Origin of the sequence: Aeromicrobium sp. NPDC092404 (assembly GCF_040684095.1) — a bacterium.
GTDB lineage: Bacteria > Actinomycetota > Actinomycetes > Propionibacteriales > Nocardioidaceae > Aeromicrobium.
In genome coordinates this window covers 1,032,822-1,046,309 of the sequence record NZ_JBFBFI010000002.1, presented here as the reverse complement: position 1 = coordinate 1,046,309, position 13,488 = coordinate 1,032,822, and the positions used below count along the sequence as shown (strand labels likewise).

The 13,488-nt window shown below is 69.3% G+C and carries 12 protein-coding genes; 5 read left to right on the top strand and 7 right to left on the bottom strand.

Going from position 1 to position 13,488, the window contains the following annotated elements:
* The first annotated feature begins 42 nt into the window (after positions 1–42).
* Positions 43–357 (top strand): hypothetical protein, encoded by a 315-nt coding sequence (locus AB0N22_RS15730; RefSeq protein ID WP_364642193.1) that lies wholly within the window; start codon positions 43–45, stop codon positions 355–357.
* Positions 358–384: 27 nt separating this feature from the next.
* Here AB0N22_RS15730 and AB0N22_RS15725 read toward each other — a convergent pair whose 3' ends face one another.
* From AB0N22_RS15725 to AB0N22_RS15705, 5 genes are all read right to left on the bottom strand, one after another.
* Entirely contained in the window at positions 385–2,040 is a 1,656-nt protein-coding gene (locus AB0N22_RS15725; RefSeq protein WP_364642191.1) for a BCCT family transporter, read from the bottom strand.
* Positions 2,041–2,115: 75 nt separating this feature from the next.
* Entirely contained in the window at positions 2,116–2,385 is a 270-nt protein-coding gene (locus tag AB0N22_RS15720; protein WP_364642188.1) for a DUF2516 family protein, read from the bottom strand.
* Between the two features lie 77 nt (positions 2,386–2,462).
* A complete protein-coding gene (locus tag AB0N22_RS15715; RefSeq protein ID WP_364642185.1) occupies positions 2,463–2,999 on the bottom strand; it encodes a hypothetical protein in 537 nt (178 codons plus the stop codon).
* Positions 2,996–3,409 (bottom strand): helix-turn-helix domain-containing protein, encoded by a 414-nt coding sequence (locus tag AB0N22_RS15710; protein ID WP_364642182.1) that lies wholly within the window; start codon positions 3,407–3,409, stop codon positions 2,996–2,998. Before AB0N22_RS15710 ends, AB0N22_RS15715 begins: the two co-directional genes overlap by 4 nt.
* 76 nt (positions 3,410–3,485) lie before the next feature.
* Positions 3,486–4,415: an asparaginase gene (locus AB0N22_RS15705; protein ID WP_364642180.1), complete on the bottom strand. Its 930-nt coding sequence runs from the start codon at positions 4,413–4,415 to the stop codon at positions 3,486–3,488.
* Positions 4,416–4,541: 126 nt separating this feature from the next.
* Between AB0N22_RS15705 and AB0N22_RS15700 the strand changes: the two genes are divergently transcribed.
* The 4 genes from AB0N22_RS15700 (at position 4,542) to AB0N22_RS15685 (ending at position 10,287) form a co-directional block, all read left to right on the top strand.
* A complete protein-coding gene (locus tag AB0N22_RS15700) occupies positions 4,542–6,269 on the top strand; it encodes a fibronectin type III domain-containing protein (protein ID WP_364642177.1) in 1,728 nt (575 codons plus the stop codon).
* Between the two features lie 48 nt (positions 6,270–6,317).
* Complete coding sequence (locus AB0N22_RS15695) at positions 6,318–7,529, top strand: endonuclease/exonuclease/phosphatase family protein (protein WP_364642174.1); 1,212 nt, start codon at positions 6,318–6,320, stop codon at positions 7,527–7,529.
* Positions 7,530–7,739: 210 nt separating this feature from the next.
* Positions 7,740–9,179, top strand: coding sequence for an endonuclease/exonuclease/phosphatase family protein (locus tag AB0N22_RS15690; RefSeq protein WP_364642171.1), 1,440 nt, complete (start codon positions 7,740–7,742; stop codon positions 9,177–9,179).
* A gap of 19 nt (positions 9,180–9,198) precedes the next feature.
* Positions 9,199–10,287, top strand: a complete 1,089-nt coding sequence (locus AB0N22_RS15685) for a mannose-1-phosphate guanylyltransferase (protein WP_364642168.1) — start codon at positions 9,199–9,201, stop codon at positions 10,285–10,287.
* Here the strand turns inward: AB0N22_RS15685 and manA are convergent.
* Together manA and AB0N22_RS15675 are read right to left on the bottom strand one after the other, a co-directional pair.
* A complete protein-coding gene (gene manA, locus AB0N22_RS15680; RefSeq protein WP_364642165.1) occupies positions 10,247–11,491 on the bottom strand; it encodes a mannose-6-phosphate isomerase, class I in 1,245 nt (414 codons plus the stop codon). The genes AB0N22_RS15685 and manA overlap by 41 nt on opposite strands.
* A complete protein-coding gene (locus AB0N22_RS15675; RefSeq protein WP_364642162.1) occupies positions 11,491–13,365 on the bottom strand; it encodes a DEAD/DEAH box helicase in 1,875 nt (624 codons plus the stop codon). The genes manA and AB0N22_RS15675 overlap by 1 nt, the downstream gene beginning before the upstream one ends.
* Between the last annotated feature and the right edge of the window lie 123 nt (positions 13,366–13,488).

Sequence of the window (13,488 nt, the reverse complement as noted above, 5' to 3'; positions counted from 1 at the left end):
TACGCCGAATCGAACGCATGTTCTAGTGACTATCGTGGAGCCGTGACGACCAACGACGCGGTGGACGAGACCGCCTGGGACCGGCTGCTCGACCTGCTCGACCACCTCGCCGACAACCCCGGCCTGCCGCTCAGCCGCGACGTCGAGCGGACGTTCGCCACGCTCTGCAGCCAGGCGATCGAGGACGGCTCGGTCGATCGCGAGCTCCACGTCGACGACACCGCCCGGTGGCTCGCCGGGCTCGTGGTCGCGCACCGGGCGATCCGCGACACGCATCCCGAGGTCTCGCCCGACGCCGACCTGGGGGTCCTGCGGGTCGTGGTCACCCGGTGGCTGCACCCCGCCCGGCCACGCTGACGTGAGGCCCCGACGGCCCGAGGGCGGCTAGGTCTTCTGGTCGTCCGGAGCCGGCTCGATCACCAGGACGAAGTCGTCGTCGTGCTCCTCCTCGCCGGTCACCACCGCGTTGGCGACGACCTCGACCGCCCGGTGGTGCCGGACGATCACGGGGTCGGTCTGCAGGTCCTTGTAGAGCGACAGGCACATCGCGGCCATGACCAGCACGAACGGCACCGCCGCGACGATCGTGATCTGCTGGAGGCCCGTCAGCGCCTCCGAGCCGTCCTTGCCGCCGGTCGCCAGCATGATCGCCGCGACACCGCCCATGACGGTGCCCCAGAACACGACGGTCCACCGCGACGGCGCGATCGAACCCTTCTCGCTGAGCGTGCCCATGACGATCGACGCCGCATCGGCGCCGGAGACGAAGAAGATGCCGACCAGCACCATCACGAGGACCGTCGAGACCGACGCCAGGGGCAGGTGGTCGAGGGTCCCGAAGAGTGCGGACGTGGGCTCGACCGCGCCGGCCTTGTCGACCAGGTCTCCGGTCCGGCGCTGGACGTCGATCGCCGTGCCGCCGAAGATCGCGAACCACACGAGGCTGACGAGCGACGGCACGATCAGCACGCCGGTGACGAACTGGCGGATCGTACGACCGCGGCTGATGCGCGCGATGAACATCCCGACGAACGGGGTCCACGAGACCCACCAGGCCCAGTAGAAGATCGTCCAGCTCGCCAGCCAGGTCTTCATGTCATCGTCACCGCTGGCCGCCGTGCGCGAGGCCATGCCGGTCATCTGGCTGACGTAGTCGCCGAGGGTGGTGGGAAGCAGGTTGAGGATCAGCAGCGTTGGGCCGGCGAGGAAGACGAACACGGCCAGGACCAGCGCCAGCACCATGTTGATGTTGGACAGCCACTGGATGCCCTTGGCGATGCCGGAGACGGCGGAGGCGATGAACGCGATCGTCAGGACGACGATGATCGCGACCAGCAGCGTCTTGCCGGCGCTGTCGGCCCAGCCGTTGTAGGTGATCCCGCTGCCGATCTGCAGCGCACCGAGCCCCAGCGACGCGGCGGACCCGAAGAGGGTCGCGAAGATCGCGAGCATGTCGATGGCCCGTCCGACCGGACCGTCGGCCCGGGCGCCGATCAGCGGCCGGAACGCCGAGGAGATGAGGTGGGAGCGACCCTTGCGGAACGTGCCGTAGGCGATCGCGATGCCGACGACGGCGTAGATCGCCCAGGGGTGCAGCGCCCAGTGGAACATCGTGGTCGCCATCGCGGTCTGCATGGCTTCCTCGGTCTCGGGCCTCGAGGTGCCGGGCGGCGGCGCGGCGTAGTGCGTGAGCGGCTCGGCGACCCCCCAGAACATCAGGCCGATGCCCATGCCCGCGCTGAACATCATCGCGATCCACGAGACCGTGCGGAACTCGGGCTCCTCGTCGTCGTCGCCCAGCGGGATCTTGCCGTACTTGCTGGCGGCCAGGCAGATCACGAAGATGACGAAGAACGTCGAGCTGAGCACGAAGAACCAGCCGGTGTTGGTGATGACCCAGCTCTGGGCGTCACCCGAGGCGTCGGCCAGGCCGTCCGTGCTGAGAAGGCCCCAGGCGACGAAGGCCACGGCCAGCACGCTGGTGACCCAGAAGACCACCGGGTCGATACGTGCGCGCCACGACGCTGTCTGCTGATTCATCCGATCCCCCGAACGGTAGGTGAAGCTGGCAACCTTGCGACCGTACGCGAGGCGCGCCGCAGTTGGCCAATCCGCTCAGCGGGCGTCGGACCCCCGCACCTGGGCGAGATAGACGAACGCCGCGACGGTGCCGATGAGGCTGAGCAGGCCGAGCGGGTTGAACCCGTCGACGAGGTGGGCGAGGATCGCCAGCACCAGGATGATGAGCCAGGTCTGCTTCGGCAGGGTCTCGATGTAGGTGAACTTCGCCGAAGGACGAGCGACGCAGTCGACCAGGGCGAAGCCCTTGGCCGCGAACAGCGCGATCGACAGGACGATCATCAAGCCGTTCTCGATGTCGAGCATGGGACGAAGGCTATCCAACGACGCACACGAGGCGGGCCCCCGCATGGGGACCCGCCTCGTGCGATGGTGCTGGGACGTCAGGCCTTCTTGGCCGGAGCCTTCTTCGCGGGCGCCTTCTTGGCAGCCGCCGACGCCGTCTTGGCCGGAGCCTTCTTGGCGGCGGTCGTCGCCTTCTTGGCAGCCGGAGCCTTCTTGGCCGGAGCCTTCTTGGCGGCCGGGGCCTTCTTGGCCGGCTCGGGCGTCTTCTTGACGGTCGTGTCGACCTTCTCGGCAGCCTTGCGGGCCGTGGTCGGCGCCTTCGACGTCACCTTGGTGACCTGCGTCTTGGCGTCCGTCACGAGCTGCTCGGCGCGCTTCTGGGCCTCGTCGGCAAACTCACGAGCCTGCTTGGCGTACTCGTCGACGCTCTCGTTGGCCTTCTCGACGAGCTTCTCGCTGCGCTTGGCCAGATCGGCGTACGCCGCGGTGGCGGTGCCGAGGGCGGTCTGCGCAACACCCTGAGCCTGCTTCTGCAGGTCGGAGACGTCGAGCTTCTTGAGGGTGTCCTGCAGGTTCTTGACGTCGTCGACGATCGACTTCACCTGCGCGTTGATGGTCTCGGTGATGGTGGTCATGCGGTTTCCTCCTGGTTGGCTTCGGTCACTGTTGCGGCCAGCTCGGTGTCCGACGCTTCGGCAGTGCCGACGAACGAGCGATAGATATCGAGCAGCGCGGTCTTCTGACGCTCGGTGAGACGGGGGTCGAGGGCGATGGCGTCCTCGACCATCCGCGCTCCGTTCTCGTCGGCATCGAGGATGCCGGCTCGGACGTAGAGCGACTCGGCGGAGATCCTGAGCGCCTTGGCGATCTGCTGCAGGACTTCTGCTGAAGGTCGGCGCAGCCCCCTCTCGATCTGACTGAGGTACGGATTGGAGACATCCGTGAGCTCAGACAGCTGCCGGAGAGACATCTGCGCCTGACCCCGCTGCTCACGCAGATAGTCGCCCAGTCCTTCGACGGTCTTCTGCATGCTCAACTTGGCCATGACTCCATGGTGCTTGCAAAAGTTAGCAAATGCAAGCAGAACTGCTTGCGACCCTCGTCACACGCATCGCCGCAGGTCAGAAGGTAGTTCGCAGCTCGCCGACGGGCTTGCCCCCACCGAGGACGGTGGGGCGATCGCGCAGGATCGGCGCGTCCAGACCTGCGAGCTCGAGGGCCCGGCCCATCACGGCGTACAAGGGCCGCTCGCTCCCGTCCTCGATCTTGATCGCGTACGCCGAGCCGTCGGACAGGCCCACGACGTAGACGCTCTCGGCGCCGGACTTGGCCACCAGCCCGGGGACCGCCAGCATGAGGTCGCGCTCGGCCCGGGTCGTCCCGCTGACGTACTCGGGGTGCTCCCGCATGGCACCGATCAGCCGTGCTCCGGGAGTGCCGGCCGGGCTCTGCAGGATGCGGCCGACCGCCCTGGCGAGCTGCTGGAGCGGGGTCGCGAGCAGGGGCGCTCCGCAACCGTCGGTGCCGGCGACCGCCGGGGGGCCGTCGGTGAGCTCGGTGAACGTCGCGGTGATCTCCCGCTGGAGCGGGTGCTCGGGGTCGAGGTAGTCGTCGACCGACCACTCGTTGACCACGCAGGTGAGCAGCATCGCGGCGTGCTTGCCCGAGCAGTCCATGCAGATGGGCTGGCGCGTGCCACCGGCACGGAGGTGGTCGGCGTGGACGTGGGGGTCCAGCGGGTACGACGGCGGGGTCTGCAGCGCCGACTCGTCCAGCCCGGCCAGGGCGAGGATCTCGCGGACGGCGTCGAGGTGGAACGGCTCACCGGAGTGGCTCGCCGACGCCAGCGCCAGCAGGCGGCCGTCGAGCGGCAGACCGGCGCGCAGCATGCCGAGCGCCTGGATCGGCTTGTTGGCCGATCGCGGGAAGATCACGGTGCTCGGATCGCCGATCGACCAGGTCACCTCACCGGCCGGATCGACGCCGACGGCGACCCCTCGATGGCGGCTCTCGACGAGCCCTGAACGCACGACCTCCGCGAGTACTTCCACGCCGGCCACTCTAGGCCGCGCGGCCGTACGGCCCGCCATACGGTGCTTTTCGGCCGGAATTCGCCTACCCTCGTAGGACTACTGGTCGGCTCGACCGAGCCGCTTCCCCACCAGCAAGGTTCATTCATGACTGCAACACTCCGGCGTGCTGTCGTCCTCGGCACCGCTTCCATCGCCCTCCTCGTCTCCCTCGTCGGCTTCGTCCCTGCCGGCGCGGCCACGGCCCCGGCGGCGCCCACCGGGCTCTCGGCGCGGGCGGGACAGTCGTCGGCCGTCCTGTCCTGGCGACCGGTGGCGACCGCGACGAGCTACCGCGTCTGCCTCATGGTGCACAACACGAGCACCTCGTGCGCACGGACCTCGGGCCAGCTCACGACGACGTCGTTCACCGTCCTCGGGCTCGAGCCGACGCCCGGCACCGACTACTTCTTCAAGGTGTACGCCTTCAACGGCGAGGCCAGCTCCGTCTCGGCCCTCGCGTCGTTCGACCTCAAGGAACCGGCGGCCCCCGCCGTCGTCACCGGCATCACCCAGCGCCTTGGCTACTCGACGCTCGTGGTCGAGTGGGAGCCCGCAGCCTCGGCGCGCACCTACTCGGTCTGCCTCATGAGCACGACCGCCGAGACGTGCCTGCGCTCGTCCCCTCGCTCGGCGACCCGGACCGCCACCTTCGCCGGACTGACCCCGACGGCGTACGGCGACTACTACTACCGGGTCTACGCCTACAACTCGCTCGGTGCGTCCTCGCGGTCGGCCAAGCGCGCCGTCGACCTCCCCGTCGGCAGCGTCGAGGAGATCACGGCCAAGCGGCAGTCGGCCTCACGCAGCATCGCCTTCAGCTGGACCGGCGCACGGAACGCCGAGACGTACGAGATCCAGGTCTCGACGTCCTCGTCGATGACGACCGAGCTCAAGACGTACTCGGCGACCGGCACGACGGGAACGGCCACGGGCCTCGTCGTGGGCCGGAGCTATGCCTACCGCGTGCGCGGCATCAACGGGATCAGCCGAGGCCCCTACTCCGCGGTACGCCTGCTCCGGCTGCCGGCCAACCCCGCGACCATCAACGTCATGACCTACAACCTGTGCGGGCAGGACAAGTGCGTCAGCTCGGCCAACCGGATGAAGACCTGGCGGACCCGCAAGGACTACGCCGGCGCCATCGTCCGCGGCGCCAAGTCCGGCATCGTGGCCACGCAGGAGTCGCACGACGAGGACACCCGCTTCATCACCGAGCTCCCCGGCTTCGGGGTCGCGGCCTACCTCCACGCCAAGACGCTGTTCTACGACAAGGCCCGCTACGACGTCCTACGCTCCGGCGGGATCACCTTGAGCTCCGCGGAGCGCAAGTACGCCGTGTGGGCCGAGCTCCGCGACCGGACCTCCCGGGCCACCTTCATCGTCGTCGACGCCCACCTGCAGCCGGGCAAGGGCAAGTCCCGCGACGACCTGCGCTATGCCCAGACCAAGACGCTGCTGAGCAAGGTCGCTGCCGCGAACCCGAAGGACCTGCCGGTGGTCTACGCCGGCGACTACAACTCCAACAAGAGCAACGCCATCCAGAGCCGCTACCCCGGTGGCTACGACGCCGTGCTCAAGGTGTTCACCGCCGCGGGCATCCCCGACGCGCTGAACCGGGCCGACTACGTCGTGGCGTCGACGTGGAACAGCGCCAACCAGGCCATCAACCCGCCGCTCAAGCACAGCGACCACGTCGACCACATCTACGTCGACCCGGAGATCCGGGTCGACTCGTGGCGGGTCGTCCTGAGGCTGAAGGGTGACAACTACGCCCTGCCGTTCGCGACCGACCACAACCCGGTGCGCACGGTCCTCACGATCCCGGGCCGATGACTCCGCAGAGTCGCCCCGCCTGACCTCGCGACCACTTATCCTCGGTTGATGCGTGTTCTTGCGGCGGGGGCCGTCACCTTCCTCCTGATGCTCACCGGACTGGAGGCGGCGTCGGCCGCCACGAGGCCCGGCAGCGTGGGCCTCGTGTCGTTCACCGCGGCGTCCTACTCCCGAAGCACCGGCACGGCCGGGCTCACCGTCGACTGGTACACCGCGAGCCACGCGCGGTCGTACGAGGTCTTCATCTCCCGGCACTACTCGATGGACAACGCCAAGCGCTACACGACGACGGCCAGCGCCAAGACGTTCACCGGGCTCGCCCGCGGCGCCAGCTACTTCGTCCAGGTCCGGGCGCGCAACGGCAGTGCCGTCGGCTCGAAGTCGGCGCGCGTCGGTCACACGACGATCAGGCGGCTGGATCCTGCGGCGGGCCCGCGCTACCGCGTGATGACCTACAACGTCTGCTCGCAGAAGTGCTCCTCCTGGAGCACCCGGCAGCCGGCCGCGCTGGCCCGCATCGCGGCCTACTCCCCCGACGTCATCGCAGCGCAGGAAGCGGTCAACCTGGCCGTCCCGCCCGCGACGGGCTACGCCGAGGCGGTGAGCAAGAGCTCCAAGCGACTGCTCTACAAGACCTCGAGGTTCACGGTGGCCGAGCCCACCACGCCGGTGCCTGCCGACCCGGGCGAGAACCACGTGGGCTGCGACCGCACCTGGCCGAAGAGCACGACCGGCTACGTCTATCTCGGCTATCACGACGCAGGCTGCCGCTATGCCGTGTGGGCGGTCCTGGTCGACCGGCAGACCGGCCAGCCCACGGTGTTCGTCGACGTCCACACCGTGGCGGGCGACAACGAGACGCGCGCCGAGCAGCGCGAGGCCGAGATCAAGACGCTGACCTCGCACCTCACGACGATCAACCCCGGCGGCCTGCCGGTCGTCTACGCCGGCGACTTCAACTCGCACAAGAACCGCGACAACGACGACATGGCCAGCGTGTTCCACCGCCTGGGCTACTACGACGCGTTCGACCTGGCGCTCAAGCTCTACCGCCAGCACCACAACAGCTACAACGGGTTCGACGTCGTGCCGCGGATCAGCTACAAGTGGGGCGATCACGTCGACCATGTCTGGATCCGGCCGAGCGAGGGCAGGATCGAGAGGTGGGCCAACGGTGCCCTCATCTCGAACGGCCGCATGGTCAGGCCCATCCCGTCCGACCACAGCCCCATCGTGGTGGACGTCCGGCTCAACCGCTGATCGCCGGGACACCGAGCGCCGGTCGCGGGTGACCCATTAGAATTCAGCAACCCCACCACCCCGTACGTCCTGGAGCCTCCCGTCGTCACCCGAAGAAAGATCGCCCCGCGTCGGCGCGCCGACCCGCCCGGGCGGTCCCGCCCCGCCGCGCGCGTCGCCGGTCGGCGCAGGAGACGTGATCGCCGTCGCCTGCTGATCGGCGTCGTCGGTGTGCTCGTGGTCGGTGGGCTGGCGACCGGGCTCGCGGTGACGTACGCGACACCTGACTCCCTCGACGCGCCGACCAAGCTCTCCGCCACCCCGTTGTCGCCGACCAGCGTCAAGCTCGACTGGGCCGGCTCCGAGGGCGTCGACTCGTACGTCGTGAAGGTCGGCTCGGACCGCGCGCTCACCCAGGCCAAGACCACCAAGGTCCCCGCCAAGGGCACCTCGGTCACCTTGGCGGACATCGGGCCGACGACCCCGGGCGTCGACCGGTTCTACCGCATCGACGCGATCCGGGACGGCAAGGTCAGGTCGTCCCGCACCGCCCGGTTCACCCTCAAGCCCGGCTCGCTCGGCGGCCTGCGCATCAAGCAGACGACCGCCGACGGAGTCCGGGCGACGTGGAAGAAGGTGGCGAACGCCCGGCAGTTCGACGTGACGATCGCGCGTGACAAGGCGTTCACCAAGCAGGTGAGTGCGGTCCGCACCCTCGCGGGCTCGCACTCGTTCGTGACCCGTGGGCTCACCGCGGCAACCGTCTACTGGATCAGGGTGCGCCCGGTCAACGGCGACCAGGCGGGCCGGTTCAGCAAGCCCGTGAAGTTCCGCACGATGGTCCGCAAGACGTCGTTCAAGGTCGGCACCTGGAACGTGTGCTCGGAGAAGTGCTCTGGCTACGCGGGCCGTGCGCAGATCGGTGCCGCATTCCTCAACGCCAACAAGCTCGACATGTTCGGGCTGCAGGAGGCCGGCGGGCAGCGCGTCGGCCGTACGACGAACGCCATCTGGTCCGGCGGTTCGCAAAAATTCGTCCGGGCCAGCGGCGGCGGCGAGGCCGGCTACATCTTCTACCGGCCCAAGCTGTTCACCCAGCTCAGCGGCGGCCTCTTCTCGATCGGCGACGGCCGCCACACGGTGTGGGCGAAGTTCAAGGTCAGGCAGACCGGCCGCATCTTCTACTTCGTCGACATCCACCTCGACAACGGCAAGGGCAACGACTCGGCCCGGTCCCGCGAGATGAACGTGACGCTGTCGCGCATGGCCCAGATCAACGACACCGGGCTGCCGATGGTCTACGTCGGCGACTTCAACTCCGGCAAGCACCGCGGCGCCGACTCCCCCGGGGTGCAGATGCGGGGCGCCGGGATGACCGACAGCATCGACCTCGTCAAGGAACCCGTCAACGCCCAGTACAACTCCAGCTATCCCGACGGCGGCACGCTGAGGTCCGGAGCACACGTCGACCACATCTTCGTCTCCAAGCAGTTCACGGTGCTGGCGTGGAAGCAGCTCGTGCGCCTGTCGGCCAGCGGCGCGTACGCCCGGCCCGCGGTCTCGGACCACAACGCGATCAGCGCAGTCGTGGCCCTCGACGCGGAGCCCAAAAAGCTCGGCGAGCCGACCGCCACGACGACCGTCAGCGGGCTCGACGCACCCAAGCCGTAGCGCGCCCTAGGATGACGTGGTGCCTGAACAGTCCGAGGTGACCCTCGCCCATTTTCACGCCGTGATCCCTGCCGGCGGCGCAGGGACCCGGCTGTGGCCGCTGTCCCGTGCGTCGCGGCCCAAGTTCCTGCTCGACCTCGACGGCTCGGGACGATCACTGATCCAGCAGACCTGGGACCGGCTCGTCGACCTGATCCCGCCCGACCGCATCCACGTCGTGACCGGCAGCGCCCATGCCGACGCGATCCGCGCCCAGCTGCCCGAGCTGACCAATTTGCTCGTGGAGCCCTCGCCCCGCGACTCGATGCCGGCGATCGGGCTCGCTGCGGCGGTCATCGGCGCGACGGACCCCGACGCCATCATCGGCTCGTTCGCGGCCGACCACGTCATCGACGACCAGGTCTCGTTCGCCGAGGCGATCGGCCAGGCCGTCACGACCGCCGCGAGCGGCCTCATCACGACTGTCGGCATCACGCCGGCCGGTCCGTCGACGGCGTTCGGCTACATCGAGTCCGGTCAGCATCTCGACGTCGACGGCGCCGGTTCAGCACGCGCCGTGGTCGCGTTCGTCGAGAAGCCCGACGCGCCCACCGCCGCGACGTACGTCGCCAGTGGCGTGCACAGCTGGAACGGCGGCATGTTCGTCACCCGCACCGACGTCCTGCTCGGCCACCTCGCGCGGCTCCAGCCGGGCCTCCACACCGGCCTCGCGACGATCGCCGCGGCGTGGGCCTCCGACGAGCGCCAGCAGGTGCTCGACGACGTCTGGCCGACCCTGACCAAGATCGCGATCGACCACGCGATCGCCGAGCCGGTCTCGCTCGAGGGCGGCATGGCCGTCGTCCCCGGCGCGTTCGACTGGAACGACGTTGGCGACTACGCCGCGCTGCAGGACGTGGGCGGCATCTCGTCCTCCGACACCGTGTGGGTCGACGCCGACGGCCTGGCGATCGCCGACGACGGCACGACGATCGCGGTGGTGGGTCTGCGCGACGTCGTGGTCGTCCGGACGTCCGACGCCCTGCTCGTGACGTCGCGCGACCACGCCCAGCAGGTCAAGGAGGTCGTCAGCGTGCTGAAGGACCGGGGCCGCGCCGACGTCGTCTGAGCTCCCGCTCGCTGAACGGCGGGACCAGGTCGATCAGCTCGCCGGCCACCGTGTCAGGTGTCGGCGTGTACGCCTGCGCGACCTCGCCGGTGCCGACGACCCGCAGGTCGCCGTCGTCGGGACCGGCATAGACCGAGTCGCCGCGACCGAGCTTGAGCCGGTCTCCGGCGGCGTTGACCAGCTCGACCTCGCCGCCCGTGCACACCACGATGCGCTGACCGGCCTTCGGCAGGAGCGTGCCTGCGGGCTCGGCGCGTGAGCACTGGCTCACGGCGAGGGCGAACTCGCGCACGTCCGGGCTGAAGACGTCGGTCGAGAAGCCGAACGGCTCGGGGGTCACCCGCGCCAGGCGCGACATGCCGCGGTCGAGACACTTCACCAGGCCCTCGGGATCGAGCGCCTTGGTCGTGAGCCCGGCGCGCAGCACGTTGTCCGAGGCGGCCATGACCTCCAGGCACATGCCGCGCAGGTGCGCGTGGATGATGCCGGTGCCCAGGAACGCCGCCTCGCCCGGCTGCAGCGTCAGGCGGTTGAGCGTCAGGGAGATCACGACGCCCACGTCGTCGGGGAAGTGATCGGCGATCTCCACCGCGGTGACGTACGCCCGCTTGACGTCGATGCCCTGGTCGACGAGGTCGCGGCAGCACACCACGACCTGCTCGATCTCGGCCGCGGAGATCTCCTCGGTCAGCAGCCGCTCGACGAGGCGGACGATGCCGCGGAAGCCAGGTGCAGCGTGCAGGTCCTCGGCGAGGCTCTGCGCGAGCGGGGTGTCGATGCCGTTGAGCACCCGCAGGATCTCCGCGGTCGGCCGGAACCCGACGAGCGTGTCGAACGTCGTCAGCGCGTAGGCCATCTCCGGTTTGTGCTGCGGATCCTTGTAAGTGCGATGCGGTGCGTCGAGCGGGACGCCCGCGGCCTCCTCGGCGTCGAAGCCGGCGCGTGCCATCGCCTCGTTGGGGTGGACCTGGAGCGACAGCGGCCGGTCTGCGGCGAGGATCTTGAACATGAACGGCAGGTCGCCGGCGACCTCGCCGAGCGGCACCGCGCCGTCAGGGCCCTCGACGGTCGACGACCCCAGCGGGTGCGTGCCCATCCAGATCTCCGCGAGCGGGACGTCGCCCGGCTCGCTGCCGACGAACTGCGGGATGTCGGTCAGCGAACCCCAGTCGTACGCCCTCGAGGCGTTGTCGAGCCGGTGCATCACTTGTGCCGCGGCTTGCGTGTGGCGGGTCCGGTCGACGGGCCCTGCGCGTCCTTCTTGTATGGCTTCTTCTCGCCGGCCTTTTTGTCGTACGGCTTCTTGGGTGACTTCGACGGGTAGGGCCGCTTCTCGTACGGCGTCTTGCCGTCGCCGCGCTTGCTGTAGCCCTTGCGGTCCTCGCGCGTGCGCCGGATCGGCGGGCCGTCGTCGAGCTGCAGCTCGATGAGCTTGCCGGAGATGCGCGTGTTGGCCAGCGCCTCGAAGACCGCGTCGGGCAGGTCGGCGGGCAGCTCGACCAGCGAGTGGTCGGTGCCGAGCGTGATCTTGCCGAAGTCCGAGCGCTTGAGGCTGCCCTCGTTGGCCAGGGCCCCGACGATCGCCGACGGCCCGATCTTATGGCGCTTGCCGACGGCGACCCGATAGACCGCTGAGCCCTCGGCGGGCAGCCGGTCGCTCCGGTCGTAGCCCGCGGGCTTGCGCCGCGGCTCGCCGTCCTGGCCCTGGAAGCTGCCCTCACGCGGCGCGCGAACGGACTTGGGCGGGTCGGGCCGCAGGAAGAACTCCTTGTCCGACTGGCTCATGACCGCGAGCGCTGCCGCGACATCGGTCATCGAGACGTCGTTCTCGCTGGCGTACTCCTCGACGAGCGCCCGGAAGGCGTGGAACTGCGGCGAGCCCATGCTCGACGTGATGGCCTGCGCGAAACGTCCGGCGCGCCGCTCGTTGACCTCCTCGGCCGTCGGGACGGACATCTCCTCGACCGGGCGACCCGACACCTTCTCGATCGCCGAGAGCATCCGGCGCTCGCGCGGCGTCACGAACAGGATCGCCTCGCCCGTGCGGCCGGCGCGGCCCGTACGGCCGATGCGGTGGACGTACGCCTCGGTGTCGTGCGGGATGTCGTAGTTGACGACGTGCGTGATGCGGTCGACGTCGAGGCCACGGGCTGCGACGTCGGTCGCGACGATCAGGTCGATCGCGCCGGACTTGAGCTGGGCCACGGTGCGCTCGCGCTGCGCCTGCACGAGGTCACCGTTGAGCGCCGCGGCGGCGTACCCCCGGCTGCGCAGCTTGTCGGCCAGCTCCTCGGTCGCGGACTTGGTGCGGACGAACACCAGCATGCCGTCGCCGGTCTCGACCTCGAGCAGCCGCGTGAGGGCGTCGAGCTTGTGATGGTGGGAGACCTGGATCCACCGCTGCCGGACCGTCGCGGTCGAGGTCGTGGCCTTGGGGGTGGCGATGTCGACCGGGTCGTGGAGGTACTTCTTGGCGAGGCTGCGGATCTGCCGCGGCATCGTCGCCGAGAAGAGCGCCACCTGCTTGTACTCCGGGGTGTCGGCGAGGATCCGCTCGACGTCCTCGGCGAACCCCATGTTGAGCATCTCGTCGGCCTCGTCGAGCACGAGGTACTCCAGCGAGGTCAGGTCGAGGCTGCCGCGCTCGAGGTGGTCGATGACCCGTCCCGGCGTGCCCACGACGATGTGCGCACCCTTCTGCAGGCCCGAGAGCTGGAAGCCGTAGCCCTGGCCGCCGTAGACCGGCAGGACGCGTACGCCCGGGATGTTGACGGCGTACGCCGTGATGGCCTCGCACACCTGCAGCGCGAGCTCGCGGGTGGGCGCCAGCACGATGGCCTGCGTCTTGCGGTTGGCCGGGTCGATCTTCTGCAGGATCGGCAACGCGAACGCTGCGGTCTTGCCGGTGCCGGTCTGGGCGAGGCCGACGACGTCCTTGCCCTCGAGCAGGGTCGGGATGGCCCGCGCCTGGATCGGGGTGGGGGTCTCGTAGCCGAGCGCCGCCAGGCGGTCGACAAGGGTGTCGACGAGGCCGAGGTCCGCGAAGGTCGGCAGCTCGACAGGTGTTTCGGTGGTCATGGAAGCTCCTGGGTCGACGGCGCGGGACCAGATCGGTCAAGTCCCGTGCAACCCGCCGGCAGCCACATGCATGCCAAGGTCGTCTGAGAACGTACGCGCCCACCGCCAACGGTATCGGTCGAC

Bases quoted from the DNA above. Each gene is read 5' to 3' on its own strand.
- AB0N22_RS15725 (WP_364642191.1), bottom strand. From the start codon at position 2,040: ATGAATCAGCAGACAGCGTCGTGGCGCGCACGTATCGACCCGGTGGTC.
- AB0N22_RS15720 (WP_364642188.1), bottom strand. From the start codon at position 2,385: ATGCTCGACATCGAGAACGGCTTGATGATCGTCCTGTCGATCGCGCTG.
- AB0N22_RS15715 (WP_364642185.1), bottom strand. From the start codon at position 2,999: ATGACCACCATCACCGAGACCATCAACGCGCAGGTGAAGTCGATCGTC.
- AB0N22_RS15710 (WP_364642182.1), bottom strand. From the start codon at position 3,409: ATGGCCAAGTTGAGCATGCAGAAGACCGTCGAAGGACTGGGCGACTAT.
- AB0N22_RS15700 (WP_364642177.1), top strand. From the start codon at position 4,542: ATGACTGCAACACTCCGGCGTGCTGTCGTCCTCGGCACCGCTTCCATC.
- AB0N22_RS15695 (WP_364642174.1), top strand. From the start codon at position 6,318: ATGCGTGTTCTTGCGGCGGGGGCCGTCACCTTCCTCCTGATGCTCACC.
- manA (WP_364642165.1), bottom strand. From the start codon at position 11,491: ATGCACCGGCTCGACAACGCCTCGAGGGCGTACGACTGGGGTTCGCTG.
- AB0N22_RS15675 (WP_364642162.1), bottom strand. From the start codon at position 13,365: ATGACCACCGAAACACCTGTCGAGCTGCCGACCTTCGCGGACCTCGGC.